19 protein-coding genes and 3 tRNA genes are annotated in these 19,946 nt (G+C 31.8%); 13 read left to right on the forward strand and 9 right to left on the reverse strand.

Features of this window, described 5'->3' with window-relative positions; translation table 11 throughout:
- Positions 1 to 100 precede the first annotated feature (100 nt).
- A complete protein-coding gene (locus OH806_RS07355; protein WP_264743036.1) occupies positions 101 to 652 on the forward strand; it encodes a tetratricopeptide repeat protein in 552 nt (183 codons plus the stop codon).
- Positions 653 to 694: 42 nt separating this feature from the next.
- Here the strand turns inward: OH806_RS07355 and OH806_RS07360 are convergent, their stop codons facing one another.
- Positions 695 to 1,180 (reverse strand): YdeI/OmpD-associated family protein, encoded by a 486-nt coding sequence (locus OH806_RS07360; protein WP_264743037.1) that lies wholly within the window; start codon positions 1,178 to 1,180, stop codon positions 695 to 697.
- 118 nt (positions 1,181 to 1,298) lie between these two features.
- Between OH806_RS07360 and fsa the strand changes: the two genes are divergently transcribed.
- Positions 1,299 to 1,952: a fructose-6-phosphate aldolase gene (gene fsa, locus OH806_RS07365; protein WP_264743038.1), complete on the forward strand. Its 654-nt coding sequence runs from the start codon at positions 1,299 to 1,301 to the stop codon at positions 1,950 to 1,952.
- 61 nt (positions 1,953 to 2,013) lie between these two features.
- Here fsa and OH806_RS07370 read toward each other — a convergent pair whose 3' ends face one another.
- The 5 genes from OH806_RS07370 to OH806_RS07390 form a co-directional block, all read right to left on the reverse strand.
- Positions 2,014 to 2,859 carry a GLPGLI family protein gene (locus tag OH806_RS07370; RefSeq protein WP_264743039.1) on the reverse strand — a complete coding sequence of 282 codons (846 nt, stop codon included), beginning with the start codon at positions 2,857 to 2,859 and terminating at the stop codon, positions 2,014 to 2,016.
- A 159-nt stretch (positions 2,860 to 3,018) separates the two neighbouring features.
- Entirely contained in the window at positions 3,019 to 3,927 is a 909-nt protein-coding gene (locus OH806_RS07375) for a GLPGLI family protein (protein WP_264743040.1), read from the reverse strand.
- Between the two features lie 10 nt (positions 3,928 to 3,937).
- A complete protein-coding gene (locus OH806_RS07380) occupies positions 3,938 to 5,512 on the reverse strand; it encodes a M56 family metallopeptidase (RefSeq protein ID WP_264743041.1) in 1,575 nt (524 codons plus the stop codon).
- Between the two features lie 109 nt (positions 5,513 to 5,621).
- A complete protein-coding gene (locus tag OH806_RS07385) occupies positions 5,622 to 7,430 on the reverse strand; it encodes a M56 family metallopeptidase (RefSeq protein ID WP_264743042.1) in 1,809 nt (602 codons plus the stop codon).
- Positions 7,431 to 7,432: 2 nt separating this feature from the next.
- The gene (locus OH806_RS07390) at positions 7,433 to 7,798 is read right to left on the reverse strand and encodes a BlaI/MecI/CopY family transcriptional regulator (RefSeq protein ID WP_264743043.1); all 366 of its coding nucleotides are present in this window, start codon (positions 7,796 to 7,798) and stop codon (positions 7,433 to 7,435) included.
- A 334-nt stretch (positions 7,799 to 8,132) separates the two neighbouring features.
- On the opposite strand from OH806_RS07390, the gene OH806_RS07395 reads away from it, so the two are divergent.
- The 7 genes from OH806_RS07395 to OH806_RS07425 all read left to right on the forward strand — a co-directional run bounded on the left by OH806_RS07395 (position 8,133) and on the right by OH806_RS07425 (position 16,614).
- The gene (locus OH806_RS07395) at positions 8,133 to 8,714 is read left to right on the forward strand and encodes a hypothetical protein (protein WP_264743044.1); all 582 of its coding nucleotides are present in this window, start codon (positions 8,133 to 8,135) and stop codon (positions 8,712 to 8,714) included.
- A 240-nt stretch (positions 8,715 to 8,954) separates the two neighbouring features.
- On the forward strand, positions 8,955 to 10,001 hold the full coding sequence (locus OH806_RS07400) for a hypothetical protein (RefSeq protein ID WP_264743045.1): 1,047 nt from the start codon (positions 8,955 to 8,957) through the stop codon (positions 9,999 to 10,001).
- 26 nt (positions 10,002 to 10,027) lie between these two features.
- Complete coding sequence (locus OH806_RS07405; protein WP_264743046.1) at positions 10,028 to 10,498, forward strand: DUF4280 domain-containing protein; 471 nt, start codon at positions 10,028 to 10,030, stop codon at positions 10,496 to 10,498.
- A gap of 11 nt (positions 10,499 to 10,509) precedes the next feature.
- Positions 10,510 to 13,596, forward strand: a complete 3,087-nt coding sequence (locus OH806_RS07410; protein ID WP_264743047.1) for a hypothetical protein — start codon at positions 10,510 to 10,512, stop codon at positions 13,594 to 13,596.
- Positions 13,597 to 13,669: 73 nt separating this feature from the next.
- Positions 13,670 to 14,599 (forward strand): hypothetical protein, encoded by a 930-nt coding sequence (locus tag OH806_RS07415; protein WP_264743048.1) that lies wholly within the window; start codon positions 13,670 to 13,672, stop codon positions 14,597 to 14,599.
- A 73-nt stretch (positions 14,600 to 14,672) separates the two neighbouring features.
- Positions 14,673 to 15,602: a hypothetical protein gene (locus tag OH806_RS07420; RefSeq protein ID WP_264743049.1), complete on the forward strand. Its 930-nt coding sequence runs from the start codon at positions 14,673 to 14,675 to the stop codon at positions 15,600 to 15,602.
- Position 15,603: 1 nt separating this feature from the next.
- Entirely contained in the window at positions 15,604 to 16,614 is a 1,011-nt protein-coding gene (locus OH806_RS07425; protein WP_264743050.1) for a hypothetical protein, read from the forward strand.
- Between the two features lie 76 nt (positions 16,615 to 16,690).
- On the opposite strand, the gene OH806_RS07430 is transcribed toward OH806_RS07425, so the two are convergent.
- The 3 genes from OH806_RS07430 to OH806_RS07440 form a co-directional block, all read right to left on the reverse strand.
- Positions 16,691 to 16,763, reverse strand: a tRNA-Met gene (locus OH806_RS07430).
- A gap of 38 nt (positions 16,764 to 16,801) precedes the next feature.
- A tRNA-Met gene (locus OH806_RS07435) sits at positions 16,802 to 16,874 on the reverse strand.
- A gap of 45 nt (positions 16,875 to 16,919) precedes the next feature.
- Positions 16,920 to 16,992: transfer RNA gene (locus OH806_RS07440), tRNA-Met, on the reverse strand.
- A 101-nt stretch (positions 16,993 to 17,093) separates the two neighbouring features.
- Between OH806_RS07440 and OH806_RS07445 the strand changes: the two genes are divergently transcribed.
- From OH806_RS07445 to OH806_RS07460, 4 genes are all read left to right on the forward strand, one after another.
- On the forward strand, positions 17,094 to 17,705 hold the full coding sequence (locus OH806_RS07445) for an L-threonylcarbamoyladenylate synthase (protein WP_264743051.1): 612 nt from the start codon (positions 17,094 to 17,096) through the stop codon (positions 17,703 to 17,705).
- A 78-nt stretch (positions 17,706 to 17,783) separates the two neighbouring features.
- Positions 17,784 to 18,542: a peroxide stress protein YaaA gene (yaaA, locus tag OH806_RS07450; protein WP_264743052.1), complete on the forward strand. Its 759-nt coding sequence runs from the start codon at positions 17,784 to 17,786 to the stop codon at positions 18,540 to 18,542.
- Positions 18,543 to 19,391 carry a peptide chain release factor N(5)-glutamine methyltransferase gene (prmC, locus tag OH806_RS07455; RefSeq protein WP_264743053.1) on the forward strand — a complete coding sequence of 283 codons (849 nt, stop codon included), beginning with the start codon at positions 18,543 to 18,545 and terminating at the stop codon, positions 19,389 to 19,391.
- 96 nt (positions 19,392 to 19,487) lie between these two features.
- Positions 19,488 to 19,934 carry a hypothetical protein gene (locus OH806_RS07460; RefSeq protein WP_264743054.1) on the forward strand — a complete coding sequence of 149 codons (447 nt, stop codon included), beginning with the start codon at positions 19,488 to 19,490 and terminating at the stop codon, positions 19,932 to 19,934.
- Positions 19,935 to 19,946: the final 12 nt, after the last annotated feature.

A 19,946-nucleotide genomic window follows, 5' to 3' on the forward strand; every position in this document is an offset into this window, starting at 1 on the left:
CGTTAATATTTTCAAAAAAAACTTAAAGGTTCTAAAATTTATTTTTTTGTGGAATTATTCTTGAATCCAAAAAAACTTACAATCTGAAAAATATAAGAATATGAAAATGACTAAAGTTAATGTTAAAAATCTGTTTTTAGGTTTATTATTTGTAGGAAGCGCAAGCTTAGTAAGCGCCCAAACTACGCAGACAGACAGTGCAAATAACGCAGCTGCTACAAGCCAGGCAGGAGGAAATGCTGTTGAAAGTCTAAAAAAACAAATCGAGGCAAATCCAAATGACACCGAAGCATTAGCAAAATTAGCTACAGCTTATCAGGAGGCATCTGATTGGACAAATGCAGTGGAAACATGGAAGAAAATTTCCGTTTTATTACCAGATTGGGCTCCATCATATTATAGCCAAGCCTATGCATATCAATCTGCAAAAGATGATGCGAATGCAAAAATTGCCTATGAAAAATATATCGCTACCGTAAAGCCTGAAGAAATAGAACAAAATAAGAAGAATCTAGCTTATGCTTATTTTTTCCTAGCCTTTACAGAACAACAAACCGACCCAGCTAAAGCTAAAGAACACATTGCAAAATCTTTGGAATATGACCCAAGTAATCAAGACGCAATAAAACTTAAAGAGGCTTTAAATTCATAAAAAACAAAAAGTTCAGGAATATTTTTCCCGAACTTTTTGTTTTTAATTAATTCTCTTTCCGAAAAAATCGGTTTCACCATGCAAATGCCTGATAATTTTCTCAATATTTCGGTTGATACTTTCTTCAGATTTCAGATTATTAATATATCTAATGAGTTCTTTTTTTCTGGAAGGAATCAGGTTTTCAAAATTTTGTAAAGCAATAGGACTTTCTTTAATTCTTTTATCTAACTGAGGATGAACAGGTATTGTTCTGTCTGAATCATCAAATTCAACAAAAACGTCTATCATTTCGCCAATTCTTTGCGGAGAATTTTTTAGCATCGTTAAATTAATATACAACCGCCATTCTCCTAAATATTTCATCAAGTTTTGCTTAAAATTTTTACCATTTACAGTCCCTTTCACAGGAATAGGACTCTTCTTCTTTCCTGAAGTTTCAAAAATTTGGTTCAAAATTTCTTCGGGAACAAAAACGAACGGATTTATTCCAATAATTTCAAGTTTAGCAGTGAATTGGTTTTTCATGACAAACAAATTTACATATTTGGCAACTAAGTTTTAGTGATTTAAGGTCTTACATAAAATTAAATTTTCCACTCAAAATGGAATGATTATCTTTGCAAAACAAAAATCTAATTAAGAAATGAAATTTTTTATTGACACTGCTAATTTAGAGCAAATCAAAGAAGCTAAAGACCTAGGAATCCTTGACGGAGTAACTACAAACCCTTCATTGATGGCAAAAGAAGGTATTCAGGGAGCTGAAGCTATCAAAAATCATTATAAAGCAATCTGCGAAATTGTAGACGGAGATATTTCTGCTGAAGTACTTTCTACAACGTACGAAGAAATGATAAAAGAAGGTGAAGAATTGGCAGCAATCCACCCGAATATCGTTGTAAAAATCCCAATGATTAAGGACGGAATCAAAGCTTTAAAATATTTTTCAGATAAAGGAATTAAAACTAACTGTACTTTGATTTTCTCTGCAGGACAAGCTCTTTTGGCTGCAAAAGCAGGTGCAACATATGTTTCTCCTTTCTTGGGAAGATTGGATGATATTTCAACTGACGGATTAAACCTAATTCAGGAAATCAGATTGATTTTTGATAATTATATGTATGAAACTGAAATTTTAGCAGCTTCTATTCGTCATTCAATGCATATTATTGATTGTGCTAAAATTGGTGCAGATGTTATCACTTCACCACTTCCTCCAATCTTGAGCTTATTAAAACACCCTTTAACAGACAACGGATTGGCTCAGTTTATTGCAGATTCTCAGAAATTAGCTTAATAGAATTTTTCTTTTAAGTTTAAATAAACAAAAATCGCGAAACCGAAAGTTTCGCGATTTTTTATTTGAGTAAATACAGCTCAAGAACATTATTGTTTTTTGCATTTTCTTCCTTTGCTTTCTTTTCTCGTTCTCTAAATAATTTTTCAGGATCCAGTGGTTTTCCGTTTTCATCTATGATATTTACTTTAGTATTCCCAGACATCCTTTGGCGCATCTCTTTATTTGGATTATTTCGGTGATCAATAAACTGTTTTTTATACTGTTCGGGATCAACTTCAACAAGGCTTCCTAAAATTTTCTTTTCCGAATCACTTTTCCATTCCTGGTTATCGGGAATTTTTGTAATTCCCTTCAACACAAAAGAATGAGATTGGGTTTTATCTTCTATTTTAATAATCATTCCCGGGAGTCCGTGAAATTTATAAGGCCCATCCTGAATAGGAAGATCAGGGACAAACCAGGCTGTCCATTGTCTTCCTGCAAAGTCTGTTTTTGCTTTCTGAGTATTAAATTCACCGATTTTTTCTTTTTCCGGAAGGATTTTCCAATCCAGTTTTCTCTGGTCAGTCACCTTATAATAATCCACCTCAAATGGGTTAAAAAATAAAACTTTATAATCCGGATATGATTTTTCAACGGTAAAAGATATTTTTCCATAATCTATTCCACTGAAATCCCGTATGCCTTTTACAAGTCTATCTTCTCTTATTGAATCTGCGATAAAGATTTTTTTGCTATAAAACTTCGATCCTTTTTTAGCAATATCCAAATACATGATTTCCTGCTCAGCTTTATCTTTAGCCGTGGAATCTACAACGAACTTATATTCATATACAAAACGTTTATTTTGGGCATTTATAATAATTCCTAAAAACAAAACACAAATAACAATTATTTTTTTCATTTAATATTTTTTATTTAAAACAATTTGGTAATTTTTAATATAATTCTATTAAGGCATTTAATTTCTTAATAATACAAAAAAATAAGATTCAGATAATAAAAACAGGATGAAAAAATTTCTCACCCTGTTTTATTTATAGATAAATAATTTGAATACAATTTACTTTACTAAGTCTGGCTCAATCGGATTATTATTTTTCGCTAAGCTTTCCTTTGTTCTTTTTTCAATATCTCTGAAAACCTGATTAGGATCTGTGATTTCTTTTCCATCAGCAGTTTTCACTTTAAAAGACACTCTTGCATTTCCCTCTCCTCCATTTCTCATCATCATTTCTCTCATATTTTTTGTAGGATCATTTACGTATGCTTTCCACGCTTTTTTGTATTGGTCTTTCGTTACCTCAAGTTCTTTTCCTCCCATTCCCATTATTCTTACGTTTCCCGGAAGTTCCATTTCGCTTTGTGTGGCAACTGCTTCAATTTTTTTATTTCCAACCAAAGTCATAACATGAGAACCTGTTACATCTTCAAGTTTCACAATTAAACCCGGAAGCCCATAAAACTTATATGGTCCATCCTGAAAAGGAATATCTGTCGAAAACCAAGCAACCCATTCTCTTCCGCCAAAATTCGTGATTGCTTTCTGAGCGTTATATTCACCTACTTTTTGTTTATCAGATAAGATTTTCCATTCAGGTTTTTGATCTTCTTTTACCTTATACTGATCCATCGAAACTTTTGTAAACAAATAGGTTTTAAAATCGGGATAAGACTTAGTTACTTTATAAGAAACCTGCCCTGCATTTTCTCTTCTGTTTATATTTATATTTCCGGAACCTCCCTTTATCTGCTTCTGCAATTCTGCCATTGAAGTGGAATCTGAAACAAATTTATCTCGGCTATAATAAGTAGAACCATTTTTATCAATATCTAATAGCATCATTTCTTTCTTCACATCTTCTTTATTATTAGAATCCGGAATGAATTGATAATCATAAAAAAATCGGTTTATTTGTGCCTGAGCAATCATTCCCAGCATGATACAACCAATGGCCAAAATTTTATTCATAATTTATATTTTAATTAGTTATAATTTCCATTTTTTTAGCGTAGGAGATTCTTTGATCACCTACTCTCTCAATATTAAATACTTTGATATTAGCAGGAGCATCTTTAGCGTCTTTAAAATCAGTTTGATATTTTAAAAACTCTTCTTTACTCACTTTTTTACCGTCAACAAACAACTCTGAACCATCTACCGAAATTACCATTAATTTTGTATTTCCTACAGGGGATTTATAATCTATTTTAATTTCGTTTCCACTAATATCAAAAACTTTGGTATTGGTTTTCTCGCTTTTGAAAAGACCCAAATTATTTCTTCTTTTATTAACCTCATTCTCATACAGGTTTTTAATGCTCTGTGCTTCCTGTTCCAACTGGTTTTTCTCTTCATCATTTAACGGATATTTTTCATAATCTCTATCTTTCGGAAATTTTTCATCAAAAGCCAGTTGTTTTCTACCATCTTCAATCGTTTTCTTTAATTTCAGCTTATTTTCCGTATTCTTCGCAATATTTTCCTGTCTTGATTTCTCCGCATCATCATAGAACTTTGCATACTCATTTTTTGTACTTACGATGCTTTGCTTCTCTTCATTTTGTGATTTTTTTTGGTTTATTTCTTTAAGATTAGATTCAAATTGCTTAGCATTTTGTGGGCTTATTATTGTATCTTTTTTAATCTGAGAAACTACGTTTTCAATGGCAATATTAGTATCCTGAATTTCTTTATTCTTAGCGTTTACCATGTAGGCAAATGCCAATGTACATATTAAAGGTAATGCCGAAACTCTTTGTATGTACCCGAATTTTGTTTTTGGTTTTTGTAACATCATTAATCGTTTTTTCAAATTTGAACTTAGAAATGGACTGGTTGCAGATAATTGAGCGCCTGAAAAATGACTAGCCAGAATCATCTGTACAAATTCTTTTGTATCCGAATTCTTTACTGCTTTATTATCTGCTAAATATTCGTGAATTAAGCCTAATTCTTTTTTTATAATATGATAAAAAGGGTTGAACCAGAAGATTGCAGTTACAATTTCTACGACGACTTTGTCAATCGTATGTTTCTGCTCAATATGCACCATCTCATGTTTTAGAATTTGCTTTCCAACTTCAGAATTCATCGAAATCGAGTCTTTCCAGAAAAGATTCTTAAAATATGAAAATGGAGCTTCTTCAAGATCTGTTTTATAAAAATTAATTCCTTTTATTTTATCCTTTTCAAATCGTTTTTTTAGTTTATTTATTTTGAAAATTCCTAATAAAAATTTCATTAAAAAACAGAGAGAAATTATTCCTAAAAGTAAGCATACAATGTTGTAATAAATATTTTGTTGGTCAATATCATTTCCAACGTAATTAAAATCTTGCATCATGTTGATCAAAACATAAATGTTCTTACTAACTTCAATAGTAAAGTTTTCAATTTTAATTAACGGAATCAACAAAGAAATAGGTAAAACCGACAACAAATAAAATCTGTTGTAATGATGAAACGTTTTATCTTTCAAAAAAAGATAATAATATCCCAACAATACCGCTGTACCGACAATAGTTTTGATTGAATAAGCAAATAATGCTTCCATGCTTTATAACCTACTTATTAACTTAGAAATGTTCTCTTTATATTTTCAAATCTATAAAAAAGCTTTGCCAACAAAACGGTGATTCTATTAACAAAGCTATTTTGGGACTTTAGTTTTTTGTTTCTACTCTTATTTCTCCTGAAGATTGACCATCAGAATTCTTTTTATTGACATTTACACTTCTTATTTTTGCCGAATCTAAAGCATCAATCTCCTGTTTCGTAACTTCTTTTCCATCTATATAGAATTTCATGTTACTCATATCTCCGGAAAACCTTTTTGATCCTCCTCCAACAACGATTTTGGTAGTATTATCCGCATTTATTACTTTACCCGAACCATTCGGTGTGAAAGAACTACTGTAAATGTAAATCTTTTTATTTCCATCCAAAGCTCTTCTTTCTGCTTCCAGCTTAGCTCTTTCACCTTCAAGTTTGGCTCTTTTCTCTTCCAATTTTGCTCTTTCTCTTTCTAGTTTAGCTCTTTTTCTAGTTGTAGCAGCTGATTCTTTAGTTGCTTTGGCAGATTTGAAAGCCATATCGGTTTCAGGGCTCCATTGCATGTCTTGTAAATTTTTAAATTTATAGACTTTAACATTTGGTGCATTAGGAGGAGTCGGAGGTGTAGGAAATTCATCAAAATTTACATTTAAATCTGGAAAATCAGGGATATCAATCTCCATATTTTCAATGTTTTTCATTTTATCTTTCCATTCTTTTGAATTGAAAAACTCGCTCATCCTTTTGGCATCCATCACGTTCGCTTTGTAAGCCATTTTGAAATCTTCAGAACTAGCGATTTTATTAATTTCATCGGAAAGATTGTTTATTTCGTCCACTTTTTGTTGGAATTCATGACTTTCTGGTTTTAATTTTTTTAAATCCTTACTTCTTTCCTGAATTTTCTTTCCTAAGTCAGCTATTTTCTCCTGATTCTCGGATTTCTTGAAAAATTTCGGAGCTACTTCAAGTTTTTTAGCCTTAGGTTCAGGTGTAATTGTATCTTTCTTGACTTGAGAAACAGCTTTCTCAATTTCTATATTTATCGCTTTAATCTCCTGATTTTTAGCATTTACCAAATAAGCAAATGCAACTAAAAATACAACCGGTAATGCAAAAATTCTACGCGCATACCCGAATTTTGTTTTAGGTTTTTGTAACATTTTTAATCGTTTTTTTAGATTTGAACTTAAAAACGGACTTGTTGCAGGTAACTGTGTTCCGGAAAAGTGACTTGCTAAAAGCATCTGCGCAAATGCTTTTGTGTCCGATTGTTTCACGGCCTTTTTATCAGCCAGATATTCGTGAATTAAACTAATTTCTTTTTTTATGATATGAAAAAACGGATTGAACCAAAAAACAGAAGTGATGATTTCAATAAAAATCTTATCAAAGGTATGTTTCTGTTCAATGTGTACCATTTCATGTTTCAAAATCTGTTTTCCGACATCCGAGTTTAATTGTATGGATGTTTTCCAGAAAAGATTTTTGAAGTATGAAAACGGCGCTTCAGTTAAGTTTGTTTGATAAAAATTAATTCCATCAAAACTTTCTTTTTGAAATTGATTTTTAAGTTGTCTGATTCTGAAAATTCCATAGATGAACTTTCCTAAAAAATAGAAAGAAACCAATCCCAAACCTGAAAGAATAATTCTAAAATAAATGTAATCATTGTCTATCTTATTAGTTTTATTAAAATTTTGTACCTGGTCAATCAACTTATATAAGTCATTACTTACTTCAATGGTAAAGTCTTCAACTTTTATCAGAGGGAGCAGCAATGATATTAACAGCACCGATAACAAATAAAATCTGTTATAATGATGAAACGTCTTGTCTTTAAGAGACAACTTATAATACAAAAACATTACACCTGAGCATAAAAAAACTTTTCCGAAGTAGATAAGAATGGCTTCCATGGCTAACTTTTCTTTTTAAGTTCATTGAGTAACATTTCCAAATCTTCCACACTCATTTCATTTTTTTCTACTAAAAACGAAACGACACTTTTGTAAGAACCTTTAAAATAGTTTTTCACAAGACTTTTCATTGTTTTCCCGGAATATTGCTCTTTCGAAACCAAAGGAAAATATTCATGTTGCCTTCCGTAAACATTATAGTCCACAAATTCTTTATCTTTCAATACTTTTAATATTGTAGAAACCGTATTCGTATGCGGTTTAGGATCAGGAAACAGCTCAAGAATATCTTTTAAAAATCCTTTTTCCAGTTTCCATAAATACTGCATCACTTGTTCTTCTGCTTTTGTTAAAGTCTGAATTTTCATATCCCGTTCATTTTATCATTTTGTGATATAAAATCATTAAAATCTTATATCACTAACAAATTAGTTATACAAATGTAGAAATTAAACTGATTCAAACAACTATTTTTTTAGTGATAAAAACAATTAAACCGTAAAACATTGTAAATCAACACGATAAATTTTATTAAAATATGTTAAATTTTTAATATAGTAAATTTATCATCTATATAATTGGCAGAAAAAGCTGAAATCAGGGGCAAAATTCTTAAAACTTGTTAATTTTTATTAAATAAAATTAAAATGGATTTGTTTAAACCGAGAAATTATATTTATTTTAGTGCTTTAAAAATTTCTCATGAAAAGATATAATTTACTGATTGTACTATTACTGCTTATTTTTAATGTAACTACAGCTCAAAAGAAGAACAGCCCTGCTGCAGATTTGAGCGAGTTGGGACAAACTAAATCAAAAATAGAGAAAACAGTTCCGTTAGTTATTCAGCATTTACAGACCATTGTAGACAAGGAAGGAGACAGCAACATTCTTATAAACGGAAAAAAAGCTCTTGCCAAAGAATACGGTACTTTAGAAACTGAATGGTTTTTGTATAGAAACAATATGAAAAACTGTATCCTTAACAATTCTTCTAAAAAAGCTAAAAAATGTATGCAATATCATACTTCAATGTTGAGAGGTACAATGATTAACTATAATAATTATATCACCAATCTTACAAGAAAAAATGGATATTTAGGTGTAGAAGGTGATACTAAATTTGATTTCAAACCAACAGAAATTACTACAAAGCTAAGTGAAGCTTATCAAAATGCAAATAATGCAGCTGGAAGAATGAAAGGAACTCAAAAAACAACATTTTTGGATCAAACGATGTCTGATGACAATAAACTTACTCCTTTTAATCAGTTAGTTCAATAATCATTTTAATTAGATTATATTAAAAGAAATCCCGCTTTTTTGAAAAGCGGGATTTTTTATGTACAAAACTGAAAATTAACATTTAACATCCCAATTCATAAAAATTTCACTTAACAACATAAAAAGCAGTTATATAGAATCAAAAAAAATATCACACAAACTAGATAAAACAGTATACATCTAGTTTGTAATAATAAAAAAATATATTAACTTGGCAGAGAAAACACAAATGCACAAACAATGAGTTCTCTTCCGAAAACTTGTAGAATTTCGAAAGGTACTACGCTGGAAGAATTGGCGAATCATTTTAATCTAACCAAAGAACAGCTAAAGAGATACCACAATACCTATTGTCCTCTAGATGATTTGATCGGTTATGACATACCCGAACATGTTACTATTATTTATGTACCACCTTTAGATGCTGAATCGAGGGAGAAAATATTTAATCCTAAAAGTGGAAATTTCCTTTCTTTTAAATCTAAAAATACTTTAGATAACAAACAGAACTATAAAAAACGATATGGAATTATTCAAAAAATATTTCATAACGATGAAGAAGAATTAAAAATTCATTATGAAACAGAAATAATAAAAAATAAAAACACTGTTCAAATTTCACGTTCACAAGTCTACCTCAACAATAAAGTTCCTGATCTTGTGATAGAACAACTTGCTGATAAAATCGGAAGTATATTCTACCCTTTCGAACTAGGTCTACATGAAAACGGGAGTATAAACACTCTGGTGAATTTTAAAGAAATTCAGAATCGTTGGAAAATTTTAAAACCCCAGCTTGAAGAATATTATAAAGGTGAAATTGCCAATGAGCTTTTGGCTAGTACCAACAAACGGATAACCCAAAAATCTATTACAGAGCAGGTACATAACAGTCTCTTTTTTACTTTATATTTTTTGCCTTTATATAAGACCTTTGATGAAAACAAATCCTTGAATTTATCTATTGAAATTCCTATTTTCAAGAATAGTACAAGAGCTTTATTTGAAATTGACCTTAAGCTGGAAGAAAAAATTTCTAAAACACATAAATTTATCATCAAAGCTTCTGGTAAAAGTACCAGCGGAAAAATATCTGATGAAATCGAAAAGGAGAATACCTCTCCTATTACTGATGGAAAAATACAACCTAAAAACAGTAGTTATTTTGATTTCATTTATAAGCTCAACTCAAAAGACAACAGTATTTTTGCTATATACGGCGAATTGGGCGTTCAGTTTCCGGATTGTATGAAAAAAATAAGTCTCGAGTGCTACGAACAACCATAAAATATTAATAAAAAAACACAAATAAAATGAGCCAGAAACACCTAGTCTGCCAAGGAGCTCTTTGCCAATGCAATTTTGGAACAACTCCTGACAAATTGAAAGTAAAAACACAGACAAAACGCTACATCAATGACAAAGATGGTAGTGAAAAACTGATGGCAACACACAAAGACATCGGTAAAACTTTTGAAAAAAACACCTTTGGAAGCTGTGCTAAAATGAATAACAATCCATGTCAGGTTACCGTAACCGAATGGAGCGGATATTACGACAAAATTACATTAGAAGACAACAAAGGAAATGCTCTTTTGGAAGACAGCAAAGCAACATGCCCAATAGGAAGTAAAGATTGTATTACTATCATCAATCATGGACAAACTGCTGAAATCTCTTCCCAAAATATCAAAAATGCAAGAGAAGAAGCCGTGACGGAACTATGCCCCATTCTGAATATTGATAAATATATCAGAAAATCAGATGATTTGGTGTTTAATTAATTTATACAAAGATGAAAAATAAATTAACCGCAATTGTTTTAAACTCTGAAAGACATGATTTCAGTGAACAACACCGAGCCTTAAAGGTTCAGGAAAATCAATATTTTACTATTACCATCAAAGAATATCTTGAAGCTCAAGAAAGTATTAAAAAACAAATCATGACTTTACAAAATGAGAAAAGTGATATTGATACTTCTTTAGAGCAAGAAAATCAGAGATTATTTAAGCAAGCCCAGGAAAGATTTAACTCAGGAGGTGAATGGATAAAAACTGAAAAATATCAAGGAGAAACAATAACTCATGCTGAAGTATCTTATAAAGAAAATCTTCGAAGGGCGAGTGAAAAAGTAAAATCCTTAAAAAATGATAAAGACAAAAAAATAAATGAATTACAAAACAAACTTTCAGAAATAGAGAAAGATTATGAAAATGTGTGTTGGTCTTGGACTTTAGTAAAAAAAAGAAGTGACAAACCTATAGGCAGAAACGAATCTATTGCTAAAGGAAACAAACAACTCAATTTAAATTTAGATTCACATCTACATGGTGGTGGTTTAGCTTGGATTGAACCTTTCCACGATGGAGAAAAACCCACCGGAAGTACAAAAAATGGGCTTTATGTACAAAGTATGGGTACTCCTGATGTCATCACGGCTGAATGGTACGGTTATGATGAAAGCCAAATGCCTGTAAAAATAGATAAACCTGTACGCCCAATGAGTAAAGTACAGCTTCATATCTATACAAAAAATCTTTATGGGATAAATATAAAAGTAGAAATGAAAGCCAATGGAGAAACTCTAAAGGCTAACTCATATGGTTCTACTATAGTTGTTACTGCACAAAAAGATTCTAAACACAGTACTACCGTAGAAACAAAACATGAAATAATAGACTCTAAAGACTTTTTTCTTGCGGAGGTAGAAATCTATGACTACTCTGAGCCTAACGCTATAAAACCTCCTAATGGAGTTATTACCGGTCATCTTGTTGACGATAGCACAGAAAACCAGATAACCCTTACTCCGAATGTGCAAAAAGCTGTACTCGATTTTTATATCGATCCAGTTTGGAGCATCGGTAAACCTAAAATCATCATAAAACCCACCATTCATTTTAGTGGGCAGAAAAAAGATTTAGATGCGACTTTGCAGGTGAACGGTCAGGAAGCTCCAGAAATCCCAACTACTTTCTCAGGAAACAATCCTGTGTTTGTAGACAATATAGAAACAAATTTTAAAGAGTTTCACCCCTGTGGATATGATAAATTTGAAATTAATGACGGACAGAGAACTGTGGATTTATTAGAAGATAAATCAATTCCTCCGCTGAATCTTTTTGAGCTTGTAGCCGGCCCCAAAGAGAATACCCATGATATTACTATCAGTTTAGATACAAAAACGGAGAATTGCGCTTTTGAAGATTCTCCACAAGACCATACAGATAAGGTAATTACACTTTCCCAATATCCTGAAAAAGAAATAGGAGAGGAAAAACCGCAAGAAGAAGAAAAGAAAAGCAGTACATCTTTCAGTAGTAAATTGGAGGTAAAGGCTGGAGATAAAAATAATGTAAAATACAAAACAGAATTGGGCTTTACCGGAGGATTGGAAATTTCCGAGCATAATGATAAAAGCCTAAAATTTAAAGCCAGATATATTTATGATTATCAACCTCTTATCTATAATGGTATTTCAGTACACCCCATCATACAATATCTTTGGTTGGGTAAAGGGGTAAAAACCAACACCTACCTCATACAAACCAAAACATGCAGATACCAACAGGATGTAAATATACTTACCTATCCCGATGTGGCATGGAGCCTGAAACTTTCTTATACAAACTCTACCGAGCAAAAAGAACTTGTAAGCAACCAAACATATAAAGACACCAAAAAAGCCAAGTTCAAGAGACCTCCTCAAAAATGGATGTCGGTGGGTGATAAAAGTTTGGGGCTCTCATTGGGTGCAAAATGGGATAAAGAAACAGAATATGATGCCACTGCAGACATCACCGAAAAAGTGAGAGAACTGGTTGATAAACTTGGTGTAATAGGCAAGTTTGTCAACAATGCATTTTTGGGCAAGGAAAATAAAGGAGATAAAAACAACCAACATGCCAAGCCGGAGAATAAAGAAGCCTTAGAAAAAATAAAAAAACAGCAGGAAGAAAAGGCAAAAGCGGCAGAAGCAACTAAAGAAAAGGAACTAAAAAAACTAAGAGACAACCTCAACAGTGCAAAAGCAAAACGCAATCAGGCTACAACAGAAAAAGAAATAAAGGCAGCAAATGATAACATAAAATCTTTACAAAGAAAATTAGACAGCAGATCAAAAGAGCTAGACCTTAAACTCACTCGTTCTGTAGCAAGTATAGAAATACAATGGCCACAGATAGAAGCCGAGTTCAACTGGAGTCGCGAAAATATAGACCAGCACGGCCCTTATTATAACCAGACTGGTGTTGTTTTAGAAGGCGCTTTGCAGCTCTCTCCTTTAGTTGGGCTGAAAGCCACGCTAGACTTTTTGGCTTTGGCACAAAGGGCACACCCCGTAGCTTTGGCAGTAATTGCTGCCGCAGATATTACTATGGCAATTATAGGAGACGGAAGCGAGATTACCTGCGAACTTACTGCCGAAGGAACTTTTGGGGGAAAGATACAAGGATTTCTAAATACCACGACCAAAGAAAACAGCTTTAATAAAGATGACAGAAATGCTAACAGCAAACAGCTCGCAGAGTTAAAATGTGATTTGGAGTTTAAGTTGAAGATTGCTATAAAAATAAACACCAAAGTTAAGGCTGTTTTTGCCAAAGTAGTTATTAAAGCTGAAGCAGAAGCATCTGCAACAGCCAAATGGACAGGAAAAGCTCCATTAGATGCGGATGATTACGGTTGGTACATTGCTCCCGAACTAAGTTTTGAAGGGTTGGAAATCATAGGACAACTAAATATTGAAGGAGAGGCTACAAGTCATAGTGGTAAATCAAAATATGGTTCAATCTCTAGTAATAACGAGCTTAAATGGCAAGCAATTGATGCATGGAAAGAACCCAAAAAATTTGAAAAAACGTATTTCATAAAATCATAAAATCATGTACAAATTTTTAATATTACTAATCAGTTTAATCAGTTTACAAAGCTGCGCTCAAAATAACAAAACTATGGATAAAGAAGTAAATGAAATTTTAGGTAACTTATATAAAGATGTAAAGAATTATGACCAACGTATTAATTATCATGCCGATATTTTCATTGGTGGTTGTAATTTTGAGGTTTTCATTAATGATTTTCCTGTATTCAAATATTATGGACCTGGAAATGGAGCCATAACAACAAGCATACCTATAAACTCTGCTATTTTAAATAAGGGTCAACAAACATGGAAAATAAAAGTATTTCCTATTCATAATATAAAAGAAATTAATGGTAAGACAATTTCTAATGTTAGTCCCACTATACAAGAAGGAGCTAGAGTTGAAATAGATATTGAAGGTGTTAGATTTAAAGAAAGTGGAGGAATTGAGGAAAATTTTGGTAAAGTTCTCAAATTTGAAGCACCCTTAAAAAAAGATCCTCAAAATGGAAGCAATATTTTTGCAGACGCAGGAAAACCTTACATTGAATACAGTGGAACATTTCAAGCTGATGTTCCCTATCAAATTGAAGGATGGAATAATAGTGAAGATTTAACGAAAATAGATAGTAATACTCTTAAACAAAAAATATTGAAAGAATATCAAAAATTTCATGGCTGGCTTCAAAATAGAGATTTAAACAAAATAGCGTTGAGTAAATTAAATGCAAAAAAAGAAGAAGCTCAAGCCTTATTTTATGATAAAAATATAAACGATGAATACATATCTTCCTTTATTAAAATGTGGGGGCAAGAAGGACTAGAAATGCAGCCTTTAGAAAATTATAAAATGGGGATTTATGGTAATGGTAAAATAGTTACTCTAATAGACACAATAGATGGAGGCTCTCCACTTTGGGGGAATTATGAAGTCAATAAAAACAAGTATAAACACAATACTTATTTGCTTTATTTTCACATTCCCAAAGGTAAAACAGAATTAGAAGTCATCAGATAATATGAAGTATTCAATATCAATACTTTTCAGTTTGTTGTTTTGCCTACAAAGTTGTGGGCAAAATAATAAAGCTATGGACGAAAAAGTAAATGAAATTTTAGGTAACTTATATAAAGATGTAAAAAATTATGACCAACGTATTAATTATCATGCCGATATTTTCATTGGTGGTTGTAATTATGAAGTGTTAATTAATGATTTTCTAGTCCACCAATATTTTGGTCCTATAAAAGGTTCTTTGAATACTAATATCCCTATTAATATGGCAATTCTAGGGAAAGGAGAACAGACTTGGAAAGTCAGAATATACCCAATATATGACCGTAACGAAATTAATGGAAAAATAGTTTCTACAAAAAAAACAGCAATTGAAAAAGGAGCACGAGCTAAAATTAGCATTGAAGGTTTACGATTTAAAGAGAACGGTGATATCGAAAAAGAATTTGGAAAAATTTTAAAATTTGAAGCTCCATTAAAGAAAGATGAAAAAACAGGAGAAAATATTTTTGCGGATGCTGGAAAACCTTATGTTGAATACAGTGGAACTTTTCAAGCCGATGTTCCTTATGAGCTGAATGGTTGGAAAAACAGTGTTGATGTATCAAAAGAAAATAAAGAACAGCTAACTGCCGAACTTCTTAAAGAATATGAAAAATATAAAGAATGGCTACAAAATCGTGAATTAGACAAAATTGCGTTGAGTAAATTAATTGGAAAAAAAGAGGATGCCCAAGCTTTTTTTTATAATAAAAAAACAAATGAAGAGTATATAATTGATTTTCTTGATATGTGGGGAAAGAAAGGGCTTAAAACACAGGCATTAGAAAATATTGAAATAAAATATTATGGAAATAACAGAGTAATAACATTAATCAATAAATCGTATAATGATTCTCCTTTATGGGCAAGCTATATTGATGAAGAAAATGACAACAGTTATATTTTAATTCCATTATACTTTCATCGCCCCAAACCAGGAGCTCCTTTAGAAGTCATTAGATAATATGAAATATTCAATATCAATACTTTTCAGTTTGTTGTTTTTCCTACAAAGTTGTGGGCAAAATAACAAAGCTCTGGATAAAGAAGTAAATGAAATTTTAGGTAACTTATATAAAGATGTAAAAAATTATGACCAACGTATTAATTATCATGCAATGATATTTATTGGAGGGTGTAATTATGAGGTATTAATCAATGACTTTCCTGTGGATCGCTATTTTGGAGAAGGGAACGGAGCTGCAAGTGGTAGTGCTCCAATCAACCGAGCTATTTTAAAATCAGGTCTACAAACATGGAAAATTAGAATCTATCCTATTCATGATATAAAAGAAATTAACGGAAAGGTAACAATGCTGCCTAGAAATACAATACAAGAAGGAGCAAGAGTTGAGATAGCAATTGAGGGAATTCAGTTTAAAGAAAATGGAGATATAGAAAAACGTTTTGGAAAAGTAGTAGATTTTAAAGCTCCATTAAAGAAAGATGATAAGACAGGAAAAAATATTTTTGCAGAAGCAGGAAAACCTTATATTGAATATAGCGGAACTTTTCAAGCTGATGTTCCTTATCAGTTAGCAGGTTGGGAAGAAGGAGAAGATTTGTATAAACTTGACAAATCAACTCTTGAAAAGCAGTTGCTTAATAAGTATAAGGAATATAGTAATTGGATTCAAAATAGAAATTTAGAAAAAATAGCAAAATCTAATCTAAATTCAGAAAAAGAAGAATCTCAGGCTCTATTTTATGATAAACAAACTAATCAATCAATCATCAATAATAATTACATTAATGGATGGGGTGCTGAAGGCTTAAAAGTATATCCTTTAGAAAATTATAAAATTAAATTTTTTGGTAATGGGAAATTGGCTACTTTAGAAAGGAGTGACTATGTAGGAGATCCTATTTTAGCTGGAGAGTATGTTAATAAGAATAATAAAAATGAAGAGATGAAAGTGTTTTATCTATATTTCTATATTCCAAAGGGAAAAACAGAACTAGAAGTTATCAGATAAAATGAAGTATTCAATATAAATAACTTTGTAGATGAAAACAAAAAAAGAATCACAAATTGTGATTCTTTTTCTTTAGTAGCGGGAACCGGACTCGAACCGATGACCTTCGGGTTATGAGCCCGACGAGCTACCTACTGCTCCATCCCGCGGTATATTTTTAGAGCGTTTACCGAAAACGCTAACTTAGTAGCGGGGACACGACTCGAACGTGCGACCTTCGGGTTATGAGCCCGACGAGCTACCTACTGCTCCACCCCGCGGTATATTTTTCAGAACGCATACCGACAAACGTTCATTTTACTTAGTAGCGGGAACCGGACTCGAACCGATGACCTTCGGGTTATGAGCCCGACGAGCTACCTACTGCTCCATCCCGCGATATTGGATTGCAAATATACGACTATTTTTTTAAAATCCTAATTTTTCTTTTAAATAAAGGACTTTTATAAAAACTATCCAATTATTTGTATCTTTGTTTTATGGCAAAAATATTAAAAATTTACCCAGACAATCCACAGGAAAATCTTATTAATGAGGTCATTAAAACTTTAAACAATGGAGGGCTGATTATATATCCTTCCGATACAATTTATGCTCTAGGTTGTAATATTTTTGATATAAAAGCCATGGAAAAACTGGCTCAACTCAAAAAAATAAAGCTGGAAAAAGCAAAATTTTCAATTATATGTAATAATTTAAGCCATCTCTCAGACTTTACAAGACCTATTGATACTTCAATTTTCAGGTTTCTTAAAAGTCATTTGCCCGGTCCTTATACTTTTATTTTAGAAGCTAATAAAAATTTACCATTGGCTTATAAAGGTCATAAAACAATTGGTATTCGTGTTCCGGATCATCCGATTCCTCAGCTTATTGTTGAAAAACTGGGACACCCAATTGCTTCTACATCCATCAAAGATGATGATGAAATTATTGAATACTCTACCGATCCTGAACTCATTGCTGAGAAATATGATCATTTGGTGGATATCGTTATAGATTCGGGTTACGGAGATAATGTTGCTTCTACCATCGTTGACCTTACTTCAGGAGAACCTGAAGTTATCAGACAAGGAAAAGGTATTATTTAATTAAAAATCAATCGTGGAAATATGATTATAAGTTTTACTGACTACTTATAATTCACAACATATATATTCAATTTTTTCATGAAAATAGTTACATCTCCTGCCAAATTAATGAACATTGAAAACTCAACGGAGTTTTTAAAATCCACAACACCAAAATTCATTGAAGAAGCAGAGTTTATACAATCATTTTTAAAGCAAAAATCTCCAAAATATTTATCTGAATTAATGGAAATATCTCCAAAACTGGCAGACGAAAATTGGGAAAGAAATCAAAAATGGAAAGCAAGGCCTACTGCAAAAGAATCCGCTCCTGCAATGTTTGCTTTTACGGGAGAAGTGTACAGAGGATTAGACGCCAAAACACTGGATAAAAATGCTGTAGATTATCTTCAAAAAAACTACAAAATGCTTTCCGGGCTTTACGGACTTCTAAAACCTTCTGATAAAGTAATGCTTTACAGGCTTGAAATGGGACGTCCTTTTGAATTCGACCAATACAAGAATCTATACGAATTCTGGAGAGAAAAAATCACAGAACAGCTTAATTCTGAGATGAAAAAAAATGAAATTCTCCTTCATTTGGCAAGTAATGAATACGGAAAAGTAATTGACCGTAAAAAACTGAATCACAAAGTAATAGATTTTGATTTTTATGAATTGAAAGACGGAAAACTGAAAACCATTGTTGTCTATACAAAACACGCAAGAGGGTTGGTTGTAAGGTTCTGTGCAGAAACCAATGCCCAGACATTAGATGATGTAAAAGCTTTCAACTATGAAGGTTACCGAATTGATGAGGAAAAATCAACTGATACTAAACTGGTTTTCACAAGATAAATGACGATTTTAGAATTCAAAAGACATTTTAAGGCAGAACTTTCGGAAATTTATTCCGATTCTGAAAGTGCCTTGTTATACTCTATTTTTGTAGAAAAAATTGTTGGTTTCAATTCGTATCTTCAAAGGAAATTTTTACATCAGGAATTATTAATTGATGATGAAGAGAAACTTTCTGCAATTATTTCCGAACTAAAAACAGGTAAACCTTATCAATATATTTTAGGCGAAACCGAATTCTATGGGATGTCTTTTTTTGTGGATGAAAATGTATTGATTCCACGTCCTGAAACAGAAGAATTACTTGAATTTGCCATCGGAAAAATTAAAAGTCATTCATCGAAAAACAAAACTTTAAAAATCCTCGACATTGGAACGGGAAGCGGAATAATTCCTCTGGTTTTAAAAAAACATTTTCCTGAAGCAGAAGTTCATGCGATTGACTTTTCAGAAAATGCATTAAAAATTGCTAAAAAAAATTCGGATTTTCATCAGCTTGAAATCAATTTCATTCATGCAGATTATCTGAATCTGGATATAAAAGAAACTTTTGATATCATTATCTCAAATCCACCGTATATTGGAATTGATGAAGAAGTAGAAATTAATGATTCTGTAAAAGAATTCGAACCTAAAATGGCTCTTTTCTCCCCTACTTCGGATGCTTTGATTTTTTACAGAAAAATTGCGGATGATTCAAAGAAGTATTTGAGTAAAGGAGGGCTTTTGTTTTTAGAAATCAATCAGAAATTAGGTAAAGAAACTTTAGACTTATATAAAGATTTCTCTCATGCAGAGCTGATAAAAGACCTTAGCGAGAATGATCGCTTTATTTTTGGGATAAATTAATAGTATATTAAACTTTATATAAAATTAACATTAATGAAATCTTTACTATTTTAATATTCTTAATTTTATAACACCAAACAATAAAATTACATTCTTATGAAAAATTTAGTCAAAAATGCAGTGATTGCTTTCGGAGTATTATTAACGATTACCAGCTTCAGTACGAGCGAAACAACATTCACGGATAATACTAATCTTACCAATAAAGGTGAGAATAGCAAAAAACAAGAAACCTATCAGTTAAAAGTGGGTACTACTTATAATGGAGTAAATAGTATGAGTGGAAGTTATGATATGGGTGGAATTTATGCAACTGACGTAAATACAGGTGCTGTTTATGACGGATATATCACTTATTCTAACGGATTTGCACAATTACCAGGATATTTTAATGATCTTCCTGCGGGAACCTATGAAATCACAGCGTACCAAGGACAAGGAGGATGGGTAGGTTATGGTTCTACTACAGTTACCCTGACACCATCTTCAGTTGGACAAGACGGTTATGTAAATGTTTACATTCCGATTGCGTGGGTTGAATAATCAAACTAAGAC

This window comes from Chryseobacterium oryctis (assembly GCF_025971925.1).
GTDB classification, from domain to species: Bacteria; Bacteroidota; Bacteroidia; order Flavobacteriales; family Weeksellaceae; genus Chryseobacterium; species Chryseobacterium oryctis.